The following is a 21,258-nucleotide window of genomic DNA, read 5'->3' as shown; positions in this document are numbered from 1 at the left end:
CACCGTTGCGGCCCGGCTCAAGCCATCGCCAGCATGGCCGGGCGGTCGCCGGTGGCGTAAGCATCGCCGGCATACGCCCGCTCGGGCTGCTGCGCCAGTTTGAACACGGCCACGGCCTCGGCCAAGTGGCGCGCCTGTTCTTCCAGTGACCCCGCGGCCGCGGCCGCCTGTTCCACCAGCGCTGCGTTCTGCTGGGTGACCTGGTCCATCTGCGCCACCGCACGGTTCACCTCCTCGATGCCGCGCGACTGTTCTTCCGAGGCGCCCGAAATGCCGTTGACCAGGGCCGTCAGGCGGCCGACGGAGGCGACGACCTGCTCCATGGTGGCGCGCGCGTTCTGCACTTGTTGCGCGCCGGTGCCCACCCGGCCGGCGGAGTCCTCGATCAAGGCCTTGATTTCACGGGCCGCCACCGCGCTGCGCTGGGCCAGGGTGCGGACCTCGCCGGCGACCACCGCGAAGCCGCGGCCCTGTTCCCCGGCGCGGGCCGCTTCCACCGCCGCATTCAGCGCCAGGATATTGGTCTGGAAGGCAATACCGTCGATCAAGGACACGATCTCCGATATCTTGCGCGAGCTCTCCGATATGCCGCGCATGGTTTCCGCAACCGCGGCCACTGCCCGCCCGCCGCCTTGCGCTTCTTCCGAGGTCGTCAGCGAAAGGGCACTGGCCTCGCGGGCCGTTTCGGCATTCTGCTTGACCGTGGCGGCCAGTTGTTCCATCGACGCCGCCGTTTGTTCCAGCGAGGCGGCTTGTTCTTCCGTGCGGCTGCTCAGGTCGGCGTTGCCGGCCGCGATCTCGCTGGCGCCGGTATTGATTTCATCCACGCCCCCGCGCACCACGGCCACGGTGCGGGCCAGGTTTTGCTGCATGTGCTTGAGGCTGCGGAAAAGGATGTGTACCTCATTGCGCGAGACCTCGGGCACCTCGGGCAGTTGGCCGGTCAGGTCGCCTTGCCCCAGCCGCTGCATGCCGGCCAGCATGTCGCGCACCGGACGCAGCGCCAAGGCGGAGAAACCGCCGATGAGGGAGGCGATGAGCAGCATTCCGGCCAGCATCATGCCGACCTGCACGGCCAGTTCGCGATGCGCCTTGGCCAGGAAGTCGGCGCGCTTGCCGCTGCCCACCATGATCCAGTCCCAGTTCTTCACGGTATGCCAGGTCACGACGCTCGGCGCGCCGTCCTGGCCCAGGAGGACGTCGTCATCGAAGCCGTCGGGCTGACGGAACAGCGTCGCCAGTGCGGCGTCGGGGCCGACTGCCCCGATCGCCTCGGGCCGGTCGACAGCCTTGCGACCGGCCGCAATGACCGGTGTCCAGCCCTTGCCATCGGCGCTGTGCTGCAGCAGCGTCAGGCTGCCATGTCCCGCGATACGCGCGCTTTCCACCCAGTCCAGCAGATGCGAGATGTTGTCGTTGACGTTCACGCGCAGCGTGAGGCCGCCGTATACCGTGCCGCTGGCATCGCGCAGCGGCATGATGCTAAGCGAATACCATCGGCCATTGCGTTGCACCAGCCCGGTGTATGCCGTGCCCTGGTCCAGCTTGCGCGCGAGGATATCGTTGGCATCGACGGTGCTTCCTATGCGGCGCCGTCCTTGCGCGTCCGTCAGCAGGGTGGCCGCGCGTACCCAGCGTCCGCCGGCGCGGACAATCACCGCGGGGTCGGCGCCGGTGGCGTCGCGCAGGCGCTCCAGCGTGTCGGCGTCGCCGTTGAGCACGCGGCCACCGGCAACGAGGCGCGGCACATTGCCCGCTTCACCGGTGGGGATGCTTGCGCCGTCGAGGACGGGTTCTCCGCCCAGGGCGCGAACCAGCATGGGCATGAGCTCCTGGCCGCGTGCGCTTGCCGTCCGGAAGACCAGTTGCAGCGATTCGTCAGTGGCGGTCAGGGCGCTGCGCATCTCGCGCTGTACGTTGTCCTCCGCATTGGCTTTGCCTTGGTGCGCGAGGACGCCGATCATGGCGCCCATGATGATGACCGTCACCAGCAGCGTGGCCAGGATGATCCGGCGCGACATGGATTGCCGCGCGAGCCAACCGGCGCGCACGCGGGAGCGGGAGAGGGTGTCTTGCATTGCCTGTGTGCTCATGCTGGGGCTCGCTTTGAGTTATCCGCCTGTGCGCCGGGCGGCACGGGGTAGCGCTATTCCCGGCCCGGATAGCCGGCCGGCCGTTGTCGCTTTTCGTTGGCTTCGGTCATCAGGGACTCGAGCACGCTCATCGGTACGGGCTTGGACAGTACCTGCACGTCGGCGGGCAGTCCGCCGCGGTCCTCGATGTCTTCGCGTGTCAGGGCGGAGATGACGAAGAGCTGGGCGTTCCGGGATTCCGGGGCGTCCTTCAGCGCGCGGATCATGCGAAAGCCATCCAGCCCGGGCAGGTTCAGGTCCGCGATGACCACGTGCGGCCGGAATTCGCCGATGCGCACCAGGCCGGTGAAGCCGTCTCCGGCGAGCTTGAGCTTCAGCTCGAAGGGCAGGCTGCCCAGGCTGAGTTCGTACATGGTCTGCAGGTGCACATCGTCCTCGACGACCACCACGCGCAGGGGCCCCGCGTCGATAGGCTGGGCGGCTGCCGGCCCATCGCCCTCGCGCCGGCGCAGCAGTGCGTCCACCGAAGCGCTCGCCACGCGGCGGTGCCCGCCTTCTGTCTTCCATGCTTCGAGGATGCCGGCCTCGACCCACAGCTGAACCGTGCGTACCGACACGCCGATCCGCTCCGCGGCGGTCCGTGTCGATATGAAAGCCGGATCGGATGAACTCATCTTCTACTCCATACCGTATGTAACGCCCCTTGGAGGCGATGTTGTTGTTTTTCTTAAATCTTCAAATTTTGTAGCGACTAATTGAAACGGACGTTATCATATTTTTCATATTTTCAGTTTCCAGAATACAAATCTGAAACCTGATCCGGGCGTCCGTCGCGGGGAGACGCGCCAGCGCGCGGTACAGGCATCCGTCACTCCTGAATGCGAACAACTGCAGAGCATCAATGAAGATCCTAGTCGTGGAAGACCATCCCGCCATCTGCGAAGTCATCGCTCTGACGCTCCGCGCCCGTGCGCACGAGGTGTTGTTTGCACGCGACACAGATGGCGCGCTATCCCTTCTGGAAACACATCGGCCGGACCTGGCCATCCTGGATGTCACGATTCCCGGGTGGCTGGACGGCTACGAGATCTGCCGCTATATCCGCGGCCACGATGGGCTGCACCATACGCACGTCTATATGCTGACGGCGCTCGACAGTGCGCAATACGTCCAGCGCGGTCGCCAGGTCGGCGCCGACCGCTATTTCGTGAAGCCCTTCAGCCCCGGCGAAATCCTGCTGGCCATCGATGAACTCTCGGCTACGCGCACAAGCGGGCTCGTATCGTGAGACACGCGGGACCCACCTCTCTTGGGCCGCTGGCCCATTATTGGCCAGGCCTGATATTGATCGCCGCCATGTGGGCGTCGCTCGCGGTCTGGATATCGTGGGACCGCTCCGTGGAGCTGGGCGCGGCAGCCCAGGCGTCGGCAACGCTGGTGGAGACGCTGGCCGAACACAGTCGCCAGGTGCTGGGCGAGGCGGAGCAGACTGCCGCCATGGTCGCCACGGAGGTGCGCGGGCATGGATTGGACATCGGCTTGCGCGAATGGTCGAGCAGCGGATTGATCAACGCCCGGGCCTTCGTCCAGGTGGCCGTCGTCGACGCGCAAGGCATCTTGCGCGACTCCACCATCGAAGGCTTCCAGCCCATCGACGTATCCGATCGCGAGCATATCCGCGCCCAGCTCGCCGGCCCGTATACGGGTGACGTGCGCCTGCTGTATATCGCCAGGCCCGTCGTCGGGCGCACCAGCGGGCGACCGTCGGTGCAACTGTCGCGCGCCATTCTGGACGACGACGGGAATCTGATCGGGATAGCCGTGGTTTCGATGGATCCCTCCTACTTCACCGGGCTGTACAAGCTGCTGCAGATCGGCGAACACGGCATGGTCAGCGTGGTCGGCACGCGCGATTTCGTGGTTCGCGCGCGGCGCACGCACGTCGACGAATCGCTCGGGGATGTATTGTCCCCCCACAGTGCGCTGCGCGCCGCGCTCGCCCGCGGCACCCACGGTACCTTCAATGCGGTCAGCGCCGTGGATGGGATCGAGCGCATCACCAGCTACCGGGTGCTGGACCGCTATCCGCTCGCCGTCGCTGTGGGCTTTTCCACGCTGGATTACCTGCAATCCTTCCGTCGGCGGCGTGACCTGTCGCTGCTCACCGGCGCGTTCATGACCGCATTGATCCTCTTTGCAGAACTGCGCCGCGTGTCGCTGTGGCGCAAGCTGAGCGCCTCGGCCCAACGTGAACATGCAGCGCGACAGCAGGAAGCCGAGCGCGCCGCGAACCTGCAGGCGCTGATCAAGGCAATACCCGATGCGGTCATCGCCTTCTCGGACGGTGTATTGCGAGGCATGAATCCACGCCTGGGCCAAATGCTGGGCGTGGAGAACGCAACCCTGACCGATTGGACGCCGGAAAAACTGGCCGATATGGTTTTCGCGCGCGATCTGTCGGACGATCGGGCGCAGAAAAGGGTGGATCTGGCCCAGGCGCTGCAGCACCGGTCATCGGGCCCGAGCCGTCGCCTTCTGTTCACCTTGAAGACGCCGCGGGTCTGCGTGCTCGAGTTCCGCATCGAATCGTTGCGCGATCCCTACGACGGCGTGGTGGCCCTGGTTCGCGACGTCACCGCGCAGACCCAGGTCGACCGCATGAAAACCGAGTTCGTCGCGACGGCGGCGCATGAACTGCGCACGCCCACCGCCGGCATCCTGGGGCTGTCGGAGTTGCTGGCTGCGGATCGCGTGCCCCAGGCGCGCAAGCAGTCCATCTACGAGATGATCCGCGACCAGGCCAAGAGCCTGTCCACCCTGGTGTCCGACCTGCTGGACCTGGCCCGCATCGAAGCGCGCGCCGACAAGGATTTCAAGATGGCGGAGTTCAACGTCCTCGACGCGGTGCAGAGCGCGATCGATCGCCTGCCCGGCGTGCGCGAACGCGTATCGCTGCGGGCGGCCCAGCCGCAAGTCCTCATCAACGGCGATTTCACCCAAATGGAGACCGTGGTGCGCAACCTGCTGGAGAACTGCGTCAAGTATTCGGCGCCCGGCACGCCCATCAGGATCTCGGCGGACAGGGATGGCCCGATGTTCCGCCTGACCGTCGAGGACGAGGGCATCGGCATTGCCAAGAGCGAGCAGGCCAAGGTGTTCGACCGCTTCTATCGCGTGGACAAGAACGGCGCGGTGCCGGGCAGCGGACTGGGCCTGGCGCTGGTCAGGGAAATCGTGCAGCTGCATGGTGGACAGGTATGGCTGGAATCCACGCCAGGGGTTGGAACGAAGGTGGGTATTTCCATTCCGGCCGAGGCATGACACCGTCCCGCCCGAGGTACGGCGCCGGCGCGCCATCGTCACGGAATCCGCAAGATCAAACCGCGTTGTATTGCGTTGCGTCGCCTCCATCCGGACGCGGCACGCTTCATCGGAGCATCGATTCATGGAAGCAACCCTGCCCCTCCCCCTGACCGGCGCGGCGCCGCCATCCGCGCGGCCGTCGCTGTCCGCGCGGGGCTCCATCGAACTGCGGGTGGCGGATCGCGCGCGTCCGGCCGCGACAGGCTGCATGGATTGCGGGGTACGGCGCAGCTGTGTGTACTCGCGGGTGCCCGATGATCAACGCGCCCGGTTCGAAAGCGCGATCGCGGGTCCGCGCAAGATCAAGGCTGGCGAAACCCTCTATCGCGCCGGCGATGCCTGTACGCGGCTGTATGTCGTGCGGGCCGGGTCCTTCAAGGCCGTCACCGTGCTGGCGGATGATCCCCGGGACAGGCAGATCACGGATTTTCGCCTGGCGGGCGACTTCCTCGGCATGGAAGGGCTGGGCACCGGCCACTATGTCAGCGACGCGGTGGCGCTGGAAGACACCATGCTGTGCATGTTCGAGGCCGCCCGCCTGGAAGCGCTGGCCGACGATATCAAGGAAGTTCGGCGCTTCCAGCAGAAAACGCTGGGCGAGCAGATCGCCCGCAACGTCCGCATGATGACCCTGATCGGCAAGCGGGCCGCGCAGGCTCGTGTTGCTTTCTTCCTGCTCAATATGGCGGAGCGCTTCAGCGCCCATGGCTACTCGGCAAGCGAGTTCACCCTGCGGATGAGCCGGGAGGAAATCGGCTGCTACCTGGGGATGAAGCTGGAGACCGTGAGCCGCATGTTCTCCCGCCTGCAGGAGCACGGCCTGATCCAGATGCGCGCCAAGCAAGTGCGCATTCTCGATATGGATGGACTACGGCAGGCTTGACGCCGGGGCTGTTCGCCCGCGTGCGCTGCAGCAAAATCGAAGCGCTGCCGGGCTGATATATTGCTGCCCATGACCACACCTGCCACCCCGCGGACCCCGCCCGGCCTGCGCTCCGCCGATACGCTGGATTCACGCCGTTCCTGGATCGTCGCGACGGTCGCCCTGATCTGCCTGGGCATGTCTTTCGGTGGCCCGCTGATTTCCACCGTCGGCTTGAAGACCATCGCGGCGGATATGGGCGGTGCGCGGTCCGTGCCGGCCCTTGGCAGCTCCCTGGCATGGCTGGGATCGGCGGTGGGCGGCATCCTGATGGGCCGCCTGGCCCATCGTTTCGGGGTGCGCTGGACCGTGATCTTCGGCGGCGTGGCGGTGTGTGCCGGCCTGATGGTGTCCACGCTCGGCGAGGCTTGGCAACTGTATGTGGGACACGGCCTGCTGATCGGACTGCTCGGCATTGCCGGGCTGAACGCGCCGCTCTATATCTATGTCAGCCATTGGTTCGAACGCAGGCGCGGATCCGCGCTGGCCTTGCTGTCCAGCGGCAACTACATCGCCGGCATGGTGTGGCCGTCGGTCTTCGAATACACCATCGGGCGCTGGGGCTGGCGCGCGACGATGGTGACCTATGGCGTGATCGAGGTGGTGCTGGTGACGGTGCTGGCCGCGCTGTTCCTGCGTCCGCCGCCGGAGGCAGCGCCGCCGCCCCTGGCGGCGCAGGCCACCCGCACGGGGCGCATCTTCGGCTGGCGGCCCAACGTCGTATTCGCCATGCTGGGGGTGGCGGGCTTCCTGTGCTGCGTGCCCATGGCGATGCCGCAAGGCCACCTCGTAGCCTTGTGCAGCGACCGCGGCTTGTCGGCGGCGGTGGGAGCAGTCATGCTGTCCGTGCTGCTGGGCGTGGCCTTCCTGAGCCGCCAGGTATGGGGTGTGGTGTCCGACCGCATCGGTGGCATACGCACTGCGCTCATCAGCTCTTTCATGCAGGCCATCGCGGTGTCGGGCTATCTGTATGTACAGCAGCAGTTCGGCCTGTTCACCGTGTCCATTGCCTTCGGGCTTGGCTTCAGCGCGCTCATCCCGGCCTATGTGCTGGCGGTGCGCGAAATATTTCCGCCCAAGGACGCCTACTGGCGCGTGCCGGCAATGCTGCTCATGACGGGTTCCGGCATGGCCACGGGCGGATGGCTGGCAGGTTTCCTGTATGACCATTTCGGCCACTACGGACCCGCCTTCGCCCTGGGCGTGGCATTCAATATCGTGAACCTGGGCCTGCTTGCCACCTTGGCGCTGCGCCAGCGGGGCGCATTGCGGCTGGCACGGGCGGCGGCGTAGGGGAGTCCATCCGCATGAAGATCCAGCTGTTATCGGACCTGCACCTCGAAACGAATGCGGACTTCCAGGCGCTGCCGGCGCCGGATGCCGACCTGCTGGTCCTGGCTGGCGACATCGGCTCGTACCAGCAGGGATCGCGCCTGCAGGAAGATGATTTCGGCCTGGGACGGTTTTCACCGCTGCACGGATGGCCGGTGCCGGTGATTTACATACCGGGCAACCATGAATATGACGCATTGGACTTCGACGCGGCGCACGAGCGCCTGCGCAGCCTGTGCGACGACCTGCAGATCCAGTGGCTGGAACGGGAAACCTTGGTCATCGACGGGGTGCGCTTCATCGGCACGACGCTGTGGAGCGACTTCGACGCGCTCGTCACGCCAGGCGACACCGTGACCGAAGTCCTGCGCAAGCGGGGCAAGGCCATGCGGGCCGCCAACTTCTATCTGGAAAAAGCCGCGACCATGCGCCATGGTCAGCCTTTTCTGGCCGAAGAGGTGCGCGAGCAGGCGCTGGCATGCCAGGAATGGCTGCAACAGGCGCTGGCGCAACCCTTCGACGGCACGACCGTCGCCGTCACGCACTTCGCGCCCACGCTGTCCAGCGCCGATCCGCGCTACGGCGTCACGCCCGGCACGGCCGGATTCTGCAATGCGCTCGATATGCTGATTCCGCAGGCCGACCTATGGCTGCACGGCCATCTGCACTGCGCTTTCGACTATGTACAGGATGGCTGCAGGATTATCGCCAATCCGCTCGGCTATGCCGCCAAGGGCGAGCAGGAGGGTTTCCGGCCGGCCCTGGTCGTGGACCTGGCCGCTACTACGGTGTCGTAGCGCGCCGCGCCGTGGAGGATGCGGCAGCCAGGGAGCGGCGGCCGGTCCGTGCCGCGCGGCAACCCAATAAGCAGGGCCCGGGCGGACCCGGCCAGTGGCCTTGCCGCGGCGCCGTCTACCGGCCTGCGACGGACGTTATCCCACCGACGCGTTGGACTGGCGCACGATCTCGCGCCAGCGGACGATTTCCTCGGCCAGGAACTTCTGGAAGTATTCCGGCGTGGCGGTCATGGGCGCCGTGCCCATATCTTCCAGGACCTTGCGGAAGGCCGGCCGCTCCACGGCCTGGTTCACCGCCGCGTTCAGCTTGTTGATGATCGCGGGGGGCGTGCCGGCCGGGGCCAGTATGGAGTACCAGGTGGCGACATCCATGCCCGGGATGCCCGCTTCTTCCATCGTCGGTACGTTCGGCACCGCCGGGAAGCGCTTGTCGGCGGTAATGGCCAGCGCCTTGACCTGGCCGCTGTCGACCAGTTGCTTGCTGCTCGGGATGTTGACGAAGGTGAAATCCGCTTCGCCGCCGATGACGGCATTGAGCGAAGGCGCGGAGCCCTTGTACGGCACGTGCATGGCGGTGATGCCTGCCTTGGTCTTGAACAGCTCGGCGGCGAGCTGCTGCGTGCTGCCGCTGCCGGCCGACGAGAAATTCAGTTTGCCGGGATTCTTCTTGGCGTAGGCCACCAGCTCCTTCACGGACGACACGGGCAGCTTGTTGCTGACGATAAGCAGATTGGGGGCCTTCGCGAAAATCGCGACGGGCGCGAAGTCCTTGACCGGGTCGTAGTCCAGCTTGGGATACAGGCTGACGTTGACGGCCAGCGCGGTAGACGACAATGACAACGTATAGCCGTCCGGCGCGGAGCGGGCCACATAAGAGGCGCCGATATTGGTGCCGGCGCCGGGCCGGTTCTCCACCACGATGGACTGGCCCAGGATCTCCGTGAGTTCCTTGGCGATGAGCCGCGCCGCGATATCGTTGCCGCCACCGGGCGCGTAGCCGACCACCAGCTTGATCGGATGGTCGGGATATTTATCGGTGGGCGACTGCGCCTGCGCGGGCGCGCCGCCGACCAGGGAAACGGCGAGCAAGGCGGCCGCGAGCGACGATAGGGGGTTCATGGTGTTGTCTCCGGAATGTTATGGATCCGATCGCGGAGATGCCCGATCTCAAGCGACGTCAGCGATCAGGATTTTTCATTGTCCCGCGCCGCACGGTGTTCGGTTTGCATGCGGCACAGGACAATTCTTATAACACCGAAAGCGTCCCAATCCCTGGATTCCGCCCGCCTGTGGCCATAGCGGTTATCCCGTATGCCGGTTTCCGTGCGCGATGCCTGTCCATTGTCCGCTGGTCGCTACTCGTCCTTCGCGCCGCGCACGCCGGACCGCCGCAGCCGCGCGCGCAGCGCCTGCCACAGTGCCGGCAGCATGGCGCCGGGAAAATGCAGGCGCGCCGCCAGGGCGGCATCGCCATGCAGCGACGCCGCGCCCGGGATGCCCGCCGCCGCGGATGGCGGCCGGGGCGTAAGGAGGTCGGCCGGGAAGGCATCCAGGGCCCGGCGGACATTATGCGGTTCGGGAAAGGCGAAGGTGCCGGCCATGCGGTCCACCGCCACGGCTACGTCCTGCCAGTGGTCGGTATGGCTGACCGTATAGTCGTAGCCGTCGTGCATGACGGAAATCCAGCGCTTCGGTTCGCCGTTCAACTCGAAAGCCAGGGCCACAATATCGCGCGTACGGCGAAAGGGGGGCGGGGGCGCGGGCGTCACACCGGCGGCGCCCAGCGCCGTGAGCTGCTCCGTCATCGCCGACAGCCGCGCCGCGCCATTGCCCTGGCCGGGCTTGATCTGCAGGGACAGCCGGGTCCGGTGGCACCGGTGCGTAATGGTGGCGCCGTCCGCGGACAGTTCCGCGCCTTCAAGGACCCAACCCTCGGGCAGGTCGAAAGCGACACCGATATGCGGATGGCGGTAGGGCATGTCAGTGGTATTTCCGGGAGCCGTCGTGCATGACGGCATACGCAACCAGTTTTAGCCGAAAGCCGTGCAAACGCGCCAGGAAAAACGGCCGTGTAACGCCTACGTCCCTGAGCGCGCATCCAGGGGTGGCGACTTTAGTGCTAGGAAGGGTACTAGACAGGAGCGGCCGTCGCCGGCTACTTTCCGAAAGTGAACGCAACGGGCATCGACAAGACTTTTCATGCCACCGCTTCACCTCAACAACCGACATAGTGGGAGAGGCAATGATGAAAGGTCTGGCTGTCCGGCTTTTGGGCGCGTGCGCAACCGTACTTATCGTGGCGGGATGCGCGACGAGCCCCACCCCCAAGGAATCGGGTTTCCTGGGCGACTACTCCAAATTGCAGAAGATGCCTGCGCCCGGCGGCGGATCGCGCCTTGCCTATCTGAACCCTGACTTCACGCCGGCGCGCTACAAGGCCGTCTTGCTGGAGTCGGTGACCTACTATCCGCAGCCGCAGCCCAGCGATGCCGTATCGATGGCCACCCTCGACGACATCCGGACTTACGTCGATACCTCGCTGCGGCAGAAGCTGGGCCAGAAAGTCCGGCTGGTCAACCAGGCCGGGCCAGGGGTGGCGCGCATCCGCGTGGCCATTACCGCGGTGGGCACCGAGTCGCAGGCGCTCAAGGCGTATCAGTACATACCCGTCGCGCTGGTGATTACGGGCGCGCGCGCGCTGGCCGAAGGGGGCCGGCCGCAGGATGCCTCGGTAGCCATCGAGACGTCGATCACCGACAGCATGACGCAGGAAGTCCTGTATGCCGCGGTGCGCGGCGGCACCGGCGAGCGGGTGCAAAGCGCCGCCCAGGGACAGGGCGGCGTCCAGGCGGGCAGCCTGCGGCCCCTCATCGATACGTGGACAGACGGGGCTTCCTCGGAAATCACGCGCTTCGTCGCGCCGCGCTGACGGCCGCCGCGCGCCGGGCCGGCCGCAAGGCGGGACCCGGCGGCGCCATCCGCGCATGACGTCGCGGTCGTACCGGGAACGGTGCAGAGAAGTCTCCCGGGACAATCGCGCGTCAGCTCATCCTGATCGATGGCACGCGCGAATACCACACCATCATGTGCGGGTTCGGCAGGTCTTTCGGAATGGGCAGCGCCGAATCTTCGGTCACCCCCGACTTCAGCGGATCCGCGAAATACCACTTCTTGGCGCCATCGTAGCCATAGACGGCGATCACGTGGCCGTTGTGTATCTGCCCGCCCCGCCCGGTGGATCCCCAGCCCAGCACGACGGGCGCCTTCTGCCTGATCGCCTTGCGCATTTCCTCGTAGCTCTGGCTGGCCACGCTGTCCGTAGGCGAGTAGACCAGGGTCTCCGTCATGGACCTGTCGGGATAGCCGATGGAGTTCACGGAGGAACTGCCAAGGCATGCGCTGGCCACGCCGCTCTGGGTCCACTTGCTGGGCTTGCCGTTGACCAGCGGCCCGGTCTGGCTGTAGTTCCCGATCATCACTGCCACCGCGATCCAGCACCAGTTGGTCCTGTGCTGGGATTCGAAGTAGGGTGGGAAAGCCGTGATAACGAATTTTCCCGTCGCGGCGTCGTCGTCATCGCCGTCCGGCGAGGCGTCCGTGCCCGTGTCTTCATTCTGATCACTCATCGCATGCTCCCGGTGCAAGGCGAAAGACCTGTCCCGCTTCAGTTCACGCCAAGGTATGGGTCCCACCAGAAGGGAATCTTCTCGACGCTCAACCCATTGACGGTCAGTTCGCACTGCAGCCGATAAGTCGAAAACGCGTTGTTCAGTATCTGGCCGACAAAAATCTGCCCCTTGGTATCCCGCATTCTGGGCTCGCCGGCGCTGGTGAACACATCATTGCTCAGCGCCTGTATGCCGACGATCCTTACCGTGTCCTGCGTGGTCGGGTCGACGGGCTCGACGTAGAACCCGACGAAATCTTCCATATGCGCCACGGTATGCAGTTCCAGGCCGCCCTCCGCGGAACTGCCGTTGGACGCCCGGTTGTCGACCATGTACGCGCCGTTGGTGATCGCACCATTGGTGCCGGGCGCGGTGGTGGCTACATAGGCAGTATCGACCAGGATGCGAATGACGGTTTGCGGATTATCCGGTCCATAGTCCTCGCCGGTCACGGTCAAGGGGTTCACGTTCGCAGGTGTATTGGAGGTTTGCGTACCCATCATCAACTCCGGTGCGATATCAACTGGAATCGGGCCATGCCGCGTGTCGGCACTGCCCTCGGATCAAGCCTTCGATGGCGTTTCAGTTGGCGGTGATGCTGGGCTGCACGCTCAGCGTCATGACACCGCCATTGGCCAGGGAGGCATAAATATCGATGTTGTAGGCTGTCGCCGCACAAGCAGCCTCGACCGTTCCGGTATAGGCGCTCTCTCCCAGGTCAGGGGAAATTCCGGGGCCGCCGGTATATCCCCACGCCGAGATTTCACCGATGGACTGGATCGTGAAGGTGGACTGCGAGCTCGGATTCAAGGGCTCCACCCGCCAGCAGATCTTCTCGTTGATATTGGCAACCGTGTTCAGGTTGGACGCGCCTTCCGCGCCGCTGCCGGCTCCCACGCGGTTATCCATGATGTAGACCCCGTTCGACGTACCGTTCTGGACGGTGTTGTCATCAATAAGGATCCGGATCTGGATATCGCAATCGGTGGTGGGTGGATTGGCCATGGAAGCTCTCCTTGATAAGCGGCACGGCGCCAGGCGCGGGCTCATTGAGGTCCGCTGTCGATCGCAGCCACTCTATCAGCGGGTGCAGCCGATAAGCAGGGCGCCCGCCATAACCTTTTGTATCGACCCATGGCTGTTGGAGCCCCTGTCTTGGCCATTCACGCGGGGCAACCAACCATTGGATGAAAGGGCACGCGCGTAACCATCGAACAGGAAGCGCACGTCGGGCCGGCGCCGCATCGCATGCGGGCCGGTGCCGGCCGACGGGCGAGCCGGCTGCGCATGCGCGCACACAGCGGGGTATTCAGGGTGTTGCGCGGGAAAGGCCCGCGGCGCGGGGCGCGGGACGCCCGCACGGCGGCGATCCAAGGCAACGAAGGCGGGGCGCTGCGGGCACGCTGCATCCGGCGTTGATGGGATGATCCGCTACGGGATCATGCCGGCGGCCGGTTCGAAGACTCCGCATCGACGCCATGCTGGCGCATGCGTCGATGCGGCGGTCCGGCCGGGCGGCCGTTGCGATGGCCGCCCGTGCGTGTGCCGCGCTTAATCCTGGCGGCTGGTGACTTCGACCAGGTGATACCCGAACTGGGTCTTCACGGGACCTTGCACGACGTTCACGGGTGCGCTGAATACGACCTGGTCGAATTCGCGGACCATCTGGCCTGGGCCGAAGGTGCCCAGATTGCCGCCATCGCGGCTGGACGGGCATAGCGAATTCTCACGTGCGACCTGGGCGAAATCGGCACCGCCTTCGATGGCGGCCTTCAGGTCCTTGCATTGCTGTTCGGTAGAAACGAGTATGTGGCGGGCGGCGGCCTGTGCCATGGGGAAACCTCCTTTTTGGGCAAACCGACAGAGTACTGCAATCCGGCGCGCCTGGCGTCCGGAGACGCGCGCGCCGCGGCCCTACCTATAAGTTTTCCTCATGGAAGGATTGGTCCACTTGCATTGATCGGACCGCGCCGCATCCCTAGAGTACCTGCCATTGCCCCACTCGCGGGGCGTATGCAAAGAGGGCGGTGCCGATGCTGCGTTTCGATCCCAACCTGCGATGGATGTACACCGAGATTCCGATGCTGGAGCGTTACCGGGCCGCGGCGCGGGCCGGTTTCCAGGGCGTCGAGGTGGCCTTCCCGTATGAGTACCCGGCCGCGCAGATCGCCGACTTGCTGGGCGAGAACGGCCTGACGCTGGTGCAGGTGCTGACGCCCTGCGACTGGGCGGCCGGCGAACGCGGCATTGCCGCCTTGCCGGGACGCGAAGACGAATTCCGCCGCAGCGTCGACACCGCGGTGGCCTATGCGGTGCAGGTTGGCAAGCCCATGATCCACGCCATGGCCGGCAACCTGCCGGCTGGCGCAGACCGGTCGCGTTGTCGCGCGACCTTCCTGGAAAACATCGCCCGCGCCGCCGACATCATGGCCGGCGAAGGGCTGACGCTGATCCTGGAGCCCTGTTGCCGTGCGCGTTTTCCGGATTACTTCTACAGCCGCATCGCGGAAGGCGCCGGCCTGATCGAGGAGATCGGACGCCCCAACGTCAAGCTGTGCTTCGATACCTATCATGTGCAGATGGAAGAGGGCAACATCACCAATACCCTGAAGAAGGCGTGGCCGCATATCGGGCACGTCCAGATCGGCAACGCGCCTGGCCGCCATGAACCCGGCCCCGGAGAGATCCACTTCCCATACTTCTTCGCGCAACTCCAGGCGCTGGGTTGGGACCGCTGGGTCGGCTGCGAGTTCGAGCCCTCGGGCCGCACGGACGATTGCCTGGCGTGGGGCCAGCCCTACGGCATCCGCAATCCCGACGCATGAGCGCGCCGAACCGGCGCATCCATTCCCCGACCTTCATATCCGACGCCTATGCTTACCGCCGCCGACAATGCCGTCCTGACGCTCACGGGTCCTGACCAGCCCATGGGCCAGTATTTCCGCCGTTATTGGCAGCCGGTCGCGCTGTCGCGCGAACTGCCCGAACCGGACGGTCCGCCCCTGCGTGTGCAGGTCCTGGGCGAAAAGCTGGTGGCGTTCCGCGATACACAGGGCCGCGTGGGCCTGATCGAACCGGTCTGTCCGCACCGCGGCGCGGATCTCTACTACGGCCGCAACGAGGAGTGCGGGCTGCGCTGCGTCTTCCATGGATGGAAGTTCGGCGTCGATGGCAAGGCCATGGACCTGCCCAATGTTCCGCCGGGCTCCAGCTACCACAAAGACATCTCGGTACGCGCCTATCCGACCCGCGAGTACGGCGATATCGTATGGGCCTATATGGGACCGGCCCGCGAGGACGGCCGCCTGCCGGAGGTGCCGCAATTGGAATTCGGCGCTCTCCCCGCCAGCCGGCGCTACGTCACCAAGAAGCGCCAGGAATGCAATTGGGCGCAGGCCATCGAGGGCGCGCTCGATACCTCGCACTTCTCATTTCTGCATATGCCGGCGCCCGGCGTGCCTTCCAACGAAAACCGCGATGCACCCGCCGACGAAAAGCGCCTGGCGTGGATCCGGCGCGACCCCATGCCCAAGTTCTCCATCCGCGATCACGAAGTGGGTTTCGTGGTTGGCGGCGCGCGTCGTGCCGAGGGACGCGACATCTACTGGCGCACCACGCAGTTCGCCCTGCCTTCGCACAGCACCACGCCATCGACGCTGCCGGGCGAAAACTATTTCGGCTACACCTTCGTGCCGATCGACGACCATGCATGCTGGATCTACACCTACGTGTGGAACCCCGATCGCGACCTGAGCGCGCAGGAGATCGGGCAGCTCAAGGGCGGCCATGGCGTGGTGGCCGAGGTCGGCCCCGACTATATTCCCTTGCGCAACCTTTCCAATGGGTATCTGCTCGATCGCAATGAACAGAAGCACAAGACCTTTACGGGCGTGCGCGGGGTGGCGGAGCAGGACGCCATGGTCCAGGAAAGCCAGGGCCTCATCGCGGACCGCACCCGCGAACACCTGACCGCCACCGACGCCGCGATCGTGCGCTTTCGCCGTACGCTGATTACGGGCGCACGCGCGCTGGCGCAGGGCAGCGAACCGCAGGCGCCGTGGCGCCACGACGCCTATTGCCTGCGGTCGGGCAGCTGGATTGCCGAGGAGGGCAAGTCCTTCGAACAGATCATGCAGGAGCGCTTCGGCAATCCCATCGGCTATGCCGGCGACGCCGCTGCGTAAGGCAGCCCAGCCTTTGAAAGCGCCTAGTCCACAAGCGGCGCACACGAACCACCCGGAGGAGACCATCTTGAAAACGCTGTTACGCAGTGTATGGGCCGCCATGGCCCTGGTATACGCGGCCTGTGGCCTTGCGGCAGGCTATCCCGACAAACCGATACGCCTGATCGTGCCCTATGCGGCCGGCGGTTCCACCGACACGACGGCGCGCCTGATCGCCAAGGGGCTGGCGCAGCAACTGGGCCAAAGCGTGGTCGTGGAAAACCGCGCCGGCGCGGGCGGCATGATCGGCCAGGACCTGGTCGCCAAGGCACCCGCCGACGGCTATACGCTGCTGTTCAGCGCCGCCGGCCCTTTGGCCGTGACGCCACACGCCTACGCCAAGGTGCCCTATGACCCCATCCGTGCCTTCACGCCGATCACGCTGATCGCCAAGGCACCGCTCCTGCTGGTCGCCAATCCGAAGTTGGGCATCGATAGCGTCCAGGAACTGATCGCGGCGGCGCGCAAGAGTCCCGGCAAGATCACCTACGCGTCTTTCGGGACAGGTAGCGCCGCCCACCTGGCGGGCGAACTGTTCAAGTCCGTGGCCGGGGTCGACATGGTGCACGTTCCCTACAAGGGCAGCGCGCCCGGGCTCGTGGACGTCATCGGCGGGCAGGTCAACGTCATGTTCGACGTGCTGGTGTCCGCGCTGCCGCAGGTACAGGCCGGCAAGCTGAAGGCCCTGGCCATCACGCTGGGCCAGCGCTCGCAGTTGGTGCCGGATGTGCCGACCATGCAGGAAGCCGGCGTGCGCGGATTCGAGGCGGGTACGTGGTTCGGCCTGCTGGGGCCGGCGGACATGCCGCCCGAGATCGTCGCCCGCCTGTCCAAGGCCACCGACCAGGTGCTATCCGAACCGGCCCTGCAGAAAGAGCTCGTGGCGCAAGGCGCGGAGATCGCGGGCGGCAGCGCCGAAGACTTCCGCAAATTCTTCCTGTCGGAATACGACAAATGGGGCCAGGTGGCGAAGAGCGCCGGCATCAAGGCGGGTTGATCCGCGCATCCTCCATCGACGCAGCAACATGTCCACGACCCATTTGAACCTGCGCATACGGACCATCGCGCAGGAGGCCGACGGCATCCACAGCTTTGAACTGGTGGAGGAGGGCGGCGCGGCGCTGCCGCCGTTCACGGCGGGCGCCCATATCACCCTGCACCTGCCCGGCGGCCTGGCGCGCAGTTATTCGCTGATCAATACCCCGGGCGAGCAGCATCGCTACGTGATCGCGGTGAACCGCGACGCGGCCAGCCGAGGCGGATCCCGCTACCTGCACGAGCAGGCGCGCGTGGGCCAGGTGCTGCGTGCCGAGGCCCCGCGCAATCTCTTCGCGCTGGACGAAACCGCGCAGCGGTCGGTGTTGATCGCGGGCGGCATCGGCATTACGCCCATCCGCAGCATGATCCGGCGGCTGGAGGTCCTGGGGCGCGACTGGCGCCTGCACTACTGCGCCCGCCGCCCCGCCGCGGCAGCCTTCCTGGATGAACTGGACGGGGACGACCGCGTCTCAACCTACTTCGATGGCGCGGCGCGGGCGCGGCGCCTGGATATCGCGGCCACCGTGGCCGCGCTACCCCGGGACGCACACGTCTACTGTTGCGGCCCCTTGCCCATGCTGGAGGACTTCCGCAGGCACACGGCCGCGCTGCCTGCCGAGCGGGTCCATTTCGAGCACTTTTCAGCGGTCGAAACGCCGGCGCAGGAAGGCGGCTTCAATGTCCGCCTCGCGCGCAGCGGCCGCAGCGTGCGCGTGCCGCCGGGCCACAGCATCCTGCAAGCGCTGCTGGATGCCGGCGAAGCGCCCGCCCATTCCTGCCAGCAGGGCGTATGTGGCAGTTGCGAAACCGCCGTGCTCGCGGGCCGGCCGGAGCACCGCGACCAGGTGCTGAGCGAAGCGGAACGCGCCGCTGGGAAGACCATGATGATTTGCTGCTCCGGCAGCCTGGATGCGGAACTGGTGCTCGATCTGTAGCGCCGCCGCCTTGTCACCCCGACTGGGCCTTCGCGCGCGCAGGCGAACCGTTGCCTGCCGCATGATCGGCCCGATCCCCAGTCACTCCGGCAGAGAGGAAGCGATGGTAGTGCACCGCGATATGGCTATCGCCGGCGACGGCATTGGACCCCATGCGCACCAGGACAGCGCGGCAACGATTCGACAGGTCGGCGACGCCGTATGCCAGGTTCTGGCCGCGCAGCGGTGCTAGGGCCTGTTCTGGTGCGGTCCGCCCGTGGACGCGGCGCGCGCCGGCGACGCCATGAACTCATGCATGAAATCGACCAGGCTGGTGGCCGCCGGAGACAGGCTGTGGCCGCGCTTGGTGAACAGCGAGATCTGGCGGTGGATGATGGGGTCCCGCACCGCGATGCCGGCCAGCCCATAGGCATTGAGCAAGGGCGTGGAATACGAGGGCAGGGCGGTCAGGCCGTGGCCCCACTTCACCATGCCCAGCGCGGTGGTCAGGTAGGAGACCGAATGCTGCGGCTTCAGCGTCAGGGAGGCGGACCACGCCAGCAGATCGGCCTGCAGCCGCACGGTGAAGTCGAGCGGCAGGCTGATGAATGGATAGGCAAGCGCCTGTCTCCAGCTGACGCGCTTGCGGCGTGTCAGGGGATGCTCGCGCGGGCAGATCAGCTGTATGCGGTCCTGGAACAGGCGTTCCTGCGCCAGCCCCGCGGGCGTCGGGCGCTGCGGCGCCACGCCGAAGTCCGCTTCGTCGGCCAGTACGCGCGCCAGCACCTGTTCATTGGGCAGGTCCAGCATGCGTACCGTGATGGCGGGGTAGCGTTCACCGAACTCGGCGAGTATCTGCGGCATGAGCGCCTGCCCGTACAACAGCGTACAGGCGACGCGCACGCTGCCCCGCTGCCGTTCGTGCAATTGCAGCGTGCTGTTGACCGCCATGTCCAGGTCGTCCAGCACCTTGATGGCGAGGGGATAGAACTCCGCTCCCATGGTGGAAAGCTGCGTGCGCCGGCTGTTGCGGTCCAGCAGCCGCACGCCCAGTTCGCTTTCCAGCTCGCGCAGCAGCAGGCTCAGCGCGGACTGGGTGACATACATGCGCTTGGCCGCTTCCGTGAAACTGCCCGCATTGACGACGTTCACGAAGGCGCGGAGCTGCTTGATGGTGACGTTCATAAGACAGGCGGGTGCGTTGCGGGCCGGCCCATTCTATTGAAAACCCCCGGCGCCGCATAGCGGCCCTGCACACATGAAGGAGAGTGCCCAATGAAGTTGCTGAGCTACACCGACGAATCGCGCGCGGGCTGGGGCGTACTGGCCAATGACGGCGGCGTGATCGACGGCCTGGACCTGACAGGCGGACGTTACGGCAGCGTGCGCGCGGTATTGCGCGGCGGCGCGCTGGACGAGGTGGCACGGCTGGCCTCGGCAGCGCGCGCTGGTCTGGACCTGGATCGACTGCGACTGCTGCCGGTTATTCCGGACCCCGGCAAGATACTGTGCGTAGGCCTGAACTACGAAGCGCATCGCCGCGAGACCAACCGCGCCCCCACGGGTGAGCCCACGCTGTTCCTGCGCGTGGCCAGTTCGCAGATCGGCCATGGCGAAGCCATCGTGGCGCCGCCGGAGTCGGACAAGATCGACTATGAAGGCGAAATCGCCATCATCATCGGCCGCGCCGGCCGCCGCATCGCGCAGGCCGATGCCTGGGAGCACATCGCGGGCTATGCCCCGTACAACGATGTGTCGGCAAGAGACTGGCAGCAGCACACGACGCAATGGACGCCAGGCAAGAATTTCGATGCCACCGGCGCTTTCGGTCCGTGGATGGTGACGCGCGACGAGATTCCCGACGGCGCGGAGTTGACCCTGGCGACGCGCCTGAACGGCGAGGTCATGCAGGAGGCGACCACAGCGCAATTGATTTTCGATATTCCACGGCTGGTGCACTACGCGTCGCGCTTCGCGACGCTGGAACCCGGCGACGTGATCGTCACGGGCACGCCGGGCGGCGTCGGGTTCAAGCGCAATCCGCCGGTATTCCTGCGGGATGGCGACGTGGTCGAAGTGGAGGTGGGCGGCGTGGGCTGCCTGCGCAACCCGGTACGGGCGGAATAGCGGGCTGGTGAGCCAGAGTCAGCGGAAGACCGTCCACGCCAGCGACAGGGAGAACGCTCCCAGCGCCACCGACGCGCAGCGTTGCACATGGACAGGCTTCAGCCATCCGGTGCGGTCCGCCGCCACCTGCGCTCCGAATGCGATCCATAGCGACCCGATGGGGACCAGCACGACCACGAACGTCACCATCGCCTGCAGATAGACATACAAGGAGGTGAAGGCGGCGGCCGGGAAAATCGTGCCGCCGAACAGGATGGCCTTGGGATTCAGCAAGGTCGCCACGAACAGGCCGCGCATGCCGAACGAGGCAGGCGTCCGCGTGTCCAGCGCGGACGCCACCTGCCACATGCGCACGGCCAGCCACGCGATATAGAGCCCACATGCCATGCGGACCACCAGGGGCAGCCAGGGCAGCGTCTGTGTGACCTGGGCGAGGAACCGCCCCCACAGCGTGACGGAGACCAGGTACCCGCCCGCTTCCGCGCCCGTCAACTTCAGGGATCGCCGGAGTCCCTGCCGCAATCCCGCCGCGGCCAGCAAGGTGTTCGTGGGGCCCGGCACGGCCAGGACCGTAGCGGCGCCCAGGGCAAACATCGCGAGGTCGGAGAAGGGCAGCATCGAGCAGGAATGGAGTAAAGGGTTGCCGCAATGCACGCGCTGCGGCCAGGTGGATGGTTGCGTGGCTTTGTAGCACGGCAAGCCGGGGTATGGGTTAGACGCTTATCCCGGGCCGGACGATGCGGCCGGCATGGACGCTGGCGCACGCCGCACCGCCGCGCCG

Annotated in this window: 21 protein-coding genes; 11 read left to right on the top strand and 10 right to left on the bottom strand. The window is 66.0% G+C overall.

The features are described 5' to 3' along the window. Nucleotides 1–17: 17 nt before the first annotated feature. Together BAU07_RS27565 and BAU07_RS13920 are read right to left on the bottom strand one after the other, a co-directional pair. On the bottom strand, nt 18–2,078 hold the full coding sequence (locus BAU07_RS27565; RefSeq protein ID WP_066658747.1) for a methyl-accepting chemotaxis protein: 2,061 nt from the start codon (nt 2,076–2,078) through the stop codon (nt 18–20). 68 nt (nt 2,079–2,146) lie between these two features. Then, nucleotides 2,147–2,767 (bottom strand): excisionase family DNA-binding protein, encoded by a 621-nt coding sequence (locus tag BAU07_RS13920; RefSeq protein WP_066658745.1) that lies wholly within the window; start codon nt 2,765–2,767, stop codon nt 2,147–2,149. A gap of 227 nt (nt 2,768–2,994) precedes the next feature. Between BAU07_RS13920 and BAU07_RS13915 the strand changes: the two genes are divergently transcribed. From BAU07_RS13915 to BAU07_RS13895, 5 genes are all read left to right on the top strand, one after another. Continuing rightward, on the top strand, nt 2,995–3,381 hold the full coding sequence (locus BAU07_RS13915) for a response regulator transcription factor (RefSeq protein ID WP_066658743.1): 387 nt from the start codon (nt 2,995–2,997) through the stop codon (nt 3,379–3,381). 68 nt (nt 3,382–3,449) lie between these two features. Beyond that, nucleotides 3,450–5,414 (top strand): ATP-binding protein, encoded by a 1,965-nt coding sequence (locus BAU07_RS13910; protein ID WP_066658741.1) that lies wholly within the window; start codon nt 3,450–3,452, stop codon nt 5,412–5,414. Between the two features lie 124 nt (nt 5,415–5,538). Further along, the gene (locus BAU07_RS13905) at nt 5,539–6,339 is read left to right on the top strand and encodes a helix-turn-helix domain-containing protein (protein WP_066658738.1); all 801 of its coding nucleotides are present in this window, start codon (nt 5,539–5,541) and stop codon (nt 6,337–6,339) included. 69 nt (nt 6,340–6,408) lie between these two features. Beyond that, nucleotides 6,409–7,671, top strand: a complete 1,263-nt coding sequence (locus BAU07_RS13900; RefSeq protein ID WP_066658734.1) for an MFS transporter — start codon at nt 6,409–6,411, stop codon at nt 7,669–7,671. Nucleotides 7,672–7,685: 14 nt separating this feature from the next. Further along, a complete protein-coding gene (locus BAU07_RS13895; protein ID WP_066658731.1) occupies nt 7,686–8,507 on the top strand; it encodes a metallophosphoesterase in 822 nt (273 codons plus the stop codon). Nucleotides 8,508–8,642: 135 nt separating this feature from the next. Here the strand turns inward: BAU07_RS13895 and BAU07_RS13890 are convergent, their stop codons facing one another. Then, nucleotides 8,643–9,626, bottom strand: a complete 984-nt coding sequence (locus tag BAU07_RS13890) for a tripartite tricarboxylate transporter substrate binding protein (protein WP_066658728.1) — start codon at nt 9,624–9,626, stop codon at nt 8,643–8,645. Between the two features lie 236 nt (nt 9,627–9,862). Further along, complete coding sequence (locus BAU07_RS13885; RefSeq protein ID WP_066658725.1) at nt 9,863–10,486, bottom strand: hypothetical protein; 624 nt, start codon at nt 10,484–10,486, stop codon at nt 9,863–9,865. A 263-nt stretch (nt 10,487–10,749) separates the two neighbouring features. On the opposite strand from BAU07_RS13885, the gene BAU07_RS13880 reads away from it, so the two are divergent. Then, the gene (locus BAU07_RS13880; protein ID WP_157122233.1) at nt 10,750–11,436 is read left to right on the top strand and encodes a DUF3313 domain-containing protein; all 687 of its coding nucleotides are present in this window, start codon (nt 10,750–10,752) and stop codon (nt 11,434–11,436) included. Nucleotides 11,437–11,548: 112 nt separating this feature from the next. Here BAU07_RS13880 and BAU07_RS13875 read toward each other — a convergent pair whose 3' ends face one another. From BAU07_RS13875 to BAU07_RS13855, 4 genes are all read right to left on the bottom strand, one after another. Beyond that, nucleotides 11,549–12,133: a papain-like cysteine protease family protein gene (locus BAU07_RS13875; protein ID WP_066658723.1), complete on the bottom strand. Its 585-nt coding sequence runs from the start codon at nt 12,131–12,133 to the stop codon at nt 11,549–11,551. Between the two features lie 38 nt (nt 12,134–12,171). After that, nucleotides 12,172–12,678: a hypothetical protein gene (locus BAU07_RS13870; RefSeq protein ID WP_157122231.1), complete on the bottom strand. Its 507-nt coding sequence runs from the start codon at nt 12,676–12,678 to the stop codon at nt 12,172–12,174. A 79-nt stretch (nt 12,679–12,757) separates the two neighbouring features. Next, nucleotides 12,758–13,180: a hypothetical protein gene (locus tag BAU07_RS13865; protein ID WP_066658721.1), complete on the bottom strand. Its 423-nt coding sequence runs from the start codon at nt 13,178–13,180 to the stop codon at nt 12,758–12,760. Nucleotides 13,181–13,726: 546 nt separating this feature from the next. Then, complete coding sequence (locus BAU07_RS13855; protein ID WP_066658717.1) at nt 13,727–14,008, bottom strand: peptidylprolyl isomerase; 282 nt, start codon at nt 14,006–14,008, stop codon at nt 13,727–13,729. Between the two features lie 200 nt (nt 14,009–14,208). Here BAU07_RS13855 and BAU07_RS13850 point away from each other — a divergent pair, with 200 nt between their 5' ends. The 4 genes from BAU07_RS13850 (at nt 14,209) to BAU07_RS13835 (ending at nt 18,371) form a co-directional block, all read left to right on the top strand. Continuing rightward, nucleotides 14,209–15,000 carry a hydroxypyruvate isomerase family protein gene (locus BAU07_RS13850; RefSeq protein ID WP_066658715.1) on the top strand — a complete coding sequence of 264 codons (792 nt, stop codon included), beginning with the start codon at nt 14,209–14,211 and terminating at the stop codon, nt 14,998–15,000. A gap of 48 nt (nt 15,001–15,048) precedes the next feature. Further along, the gene (locus BAU07_RS13845; RefSeq protein WP_066658712.1) at nt 15,049–16,359 is read left to right on the top strand and encodes a Rieske 2Fe-2S domain-containing protein; all 1,311 of its coding nucleotides are present in this window, start codon (nt 15,049–15,051) and stop codon (nt 16,357–16,359) included. Between the two features lie 67 nt (nt 16,360–16,426). After that, complete coding sequence (locus BAU07_RS13840) at nt 16,427–17,395, top strand: Bug family tripartite tricarboxylate transporter substrate binding protein (RefSeq protein WP_232338127.1); 969 nt, start codon at nt 16,427–16,429, stop codon at nt 17,393–17,395. A gap of 28 nt (nt 17,396–17,423) precedes the next feature. After that, nucleotides 17,424–18,371, top strand: coding sequence for a PDR/VanB family oxidoreductase (locus BAU07_RS13835; protein WP_066658709.1), 948 nt, complete (start codon nt 17,424–17,426; stop codon nt 18,369–18,371). Between the two features lie 228 nt (nt 18,372–18,599). Here BAU07_RS13835 and BAU07_RS13830 read toward each other — a convergent pair whose 3' ends face one another. Continuing rightward, nucleotides 18,600–19,535, bottom strand: a complete 936-nt coding sequence (locus BAU07_RS13830) for a LysR substrate-binding domain-containing protein (protein WP_066658699.1) — start codon at nt 19,533–19,535, stop codon at nt 18,600–18,602. Nucleotides 19,536–19,625: 90 nt separating this feature from the next. Between BAU07_RS13830 and BAU07_RS13825 the strand changes: the two genes are divergently transcribed. Beyond that, entirely contained in the window at nt 19,626–20,477 is an 852-nt protein-coding gene (locus BAU07_RS13825; RefSeq protein WP_066658696.1) for a fumarylacetoacetate hydrolase family protein, read from the top strand. Between the two features lie 18 nt (nt 20,478–20,495). Here BAU07_RS13825 and BAU07_RS13820 read toward each other — a convergent pair whose 3' ends face one another. Further along, the gene (locus BAU07_RS13820) at nt 20,496–21,095 is read right to left on the bottom strand and encodes a LysE family translocator (protein WP_066658690.1); all 600 of its coding nucleotides are present in this window, start codon (nt 21,093–21,095) and stop codon (nt 20,496–20,498) included. Nucleotides 21,096–21,258: the final 163 nt, after the last annotated feature.

This window comes from Bordetella flabilis, from assembly GCF_001676725.1.
GTDB lineage: Bacteria > Pseudomonadota > Gammaproteobacteria > Burkholderiales > Burkholderiaceae_B > Bordetella_C > Bordetella_C flabilis.
This window is presented reverse-complemented; position numbering and strand designations above follow the sequence as displayed.

Coding starts and splice junctions, on each gene's coding strand:
- BAU07_RS27565 (WP_066658747.1), bottom strand. CDS start 2,078: ATGCAAGACACCCTCTCCCGCTCCCGCGTGCGCGCCGGTTGGCTCGCG.
- BAU07_RS13920 (WP_066658745.1), bottom strand. CDS start 2,767: ATGAGTTCATCCGATCCGGCTTTCATATCGACACGGACCGCCGCGGAG.
- BAU07_RS13915 (WP_066658743.1), top strand. CDS start 2,995: ATGAAGATCCTAGTCGTGGAAGACCATCCCGCCATCTGCGAAGTCATC.
- BAU07_RS13910 (WP_066658741.1), top strand. CDS start 3,450: ATGTGGGCGTCGCTCGCGGTCTGGATATCGTGGGACCGCTCCGTGGAG.
- BAU07_RS13905 (WP_066658738.1), top strand. CDS start 5,539: ATGGAAGCAACCCTGCCCCTCCCCCTGACCGGCGCGGCGCCGCCATCC.
- BAU07_RS13900 (WP_066658734.1), top strand. CDS start 6,409: ATGACCACACCTGCCACCCCGCGGACCCCGCCCGGCCTGCGCTCCGCC.
- BAU07_RS13895 (WP_066658731.1), top strand. CDS start 7,686: ATGAAGATCCAGCTGTTATCGGACCTGCACCTCGAAACGAATGCGGAC.
- BAU07_RS13890 (WP_066658728.1), bottom strand. CDS start 9,626: ATGAACCCCCTATCGTCGCTCGCGGCCGCCTTGCTCGCCGTTTCCCTG.
- BAU07_RS13885 (WP_066658725.1), bottom strand. CDS start 10,486: ATGCCCTACCGCCATCCGCATATCGGTGTCGCTTTCGACCTGCCCGAG.
- BAU07_RS13880 (WP_157122233.1), top strand. CDS start 10,750: ATGATGAAAGGTCTGGCTGTCCGGCTTTTGGGCGCGTGCGCAACCGTA.
- BAU07_RS13875 (WP_066658723.1), bottom strand. CDS start 12,133: ATGAGTGATCAGAATGAAGACACGGGCACGGACGCCTCGCCGGACGGC.
- BAU07_RS13870 (WP_157122231.1), bottom strand. CDS start 12,678: ATGATGGGTACGCAAACCTCCAATACACCTGCGAACGTGAACCCCTTG.
- BAU07_RS13865 (WP_066658721.1), bottom strand. CDS start 13,180: ATGGCCAATCCACCCACCACCGATTGCGATATCCAGATCCGGATCCTT.
- BAU07_RS13855 (WP_066658717.1), bottom strand. CDS start 14,008: ATGGCACAGGCCGCCGCCCGCCACATACTCGTTTCTACCGAACAGCAA.
- BAU07_RS13850 (WP_066658715.1), top strand. CDS start 14,209: ATGCTGCGTTTCGATCCCAACCTGCGATGGATGTACACCGAGATTCCG.
- BAU07_RS13845 (WP_066658712.1), top strand. CDS start 15,049: ATGCTTACCGCCGCCGACAATGCCGTCCTGACGCTCACGGGTCCTGAC.
- BAU07_RS13835 (WP_066658709.1), top strand. CDS start 17,424: ATGTCCACGACCCATTTGAACCTGCGCATACGGACCATCGCGCAGGAG.
- BAU07_RS13830 (WP_066658699.1), bottom strand. CDS start 19,535: ATGAACGTCACCATCAAGCAGCTCCGCGCCTTCGTGAACGTCGTCAAT.
- BAU07_RS13825 (WP_066658696.1), top strand. CDS start 19,626: ATGAAGTTGCTGAGCTACACCGACGAATCGCGCGCGGGCTGGGGCGTA.
- BAU07_RS13820 (WP_066658690.1), bottom strand. CDS start 21,095: ATGCTGCCCTTCTCCGACCTCGCGATGTTTGCCCTGGGCGCCGCTACG.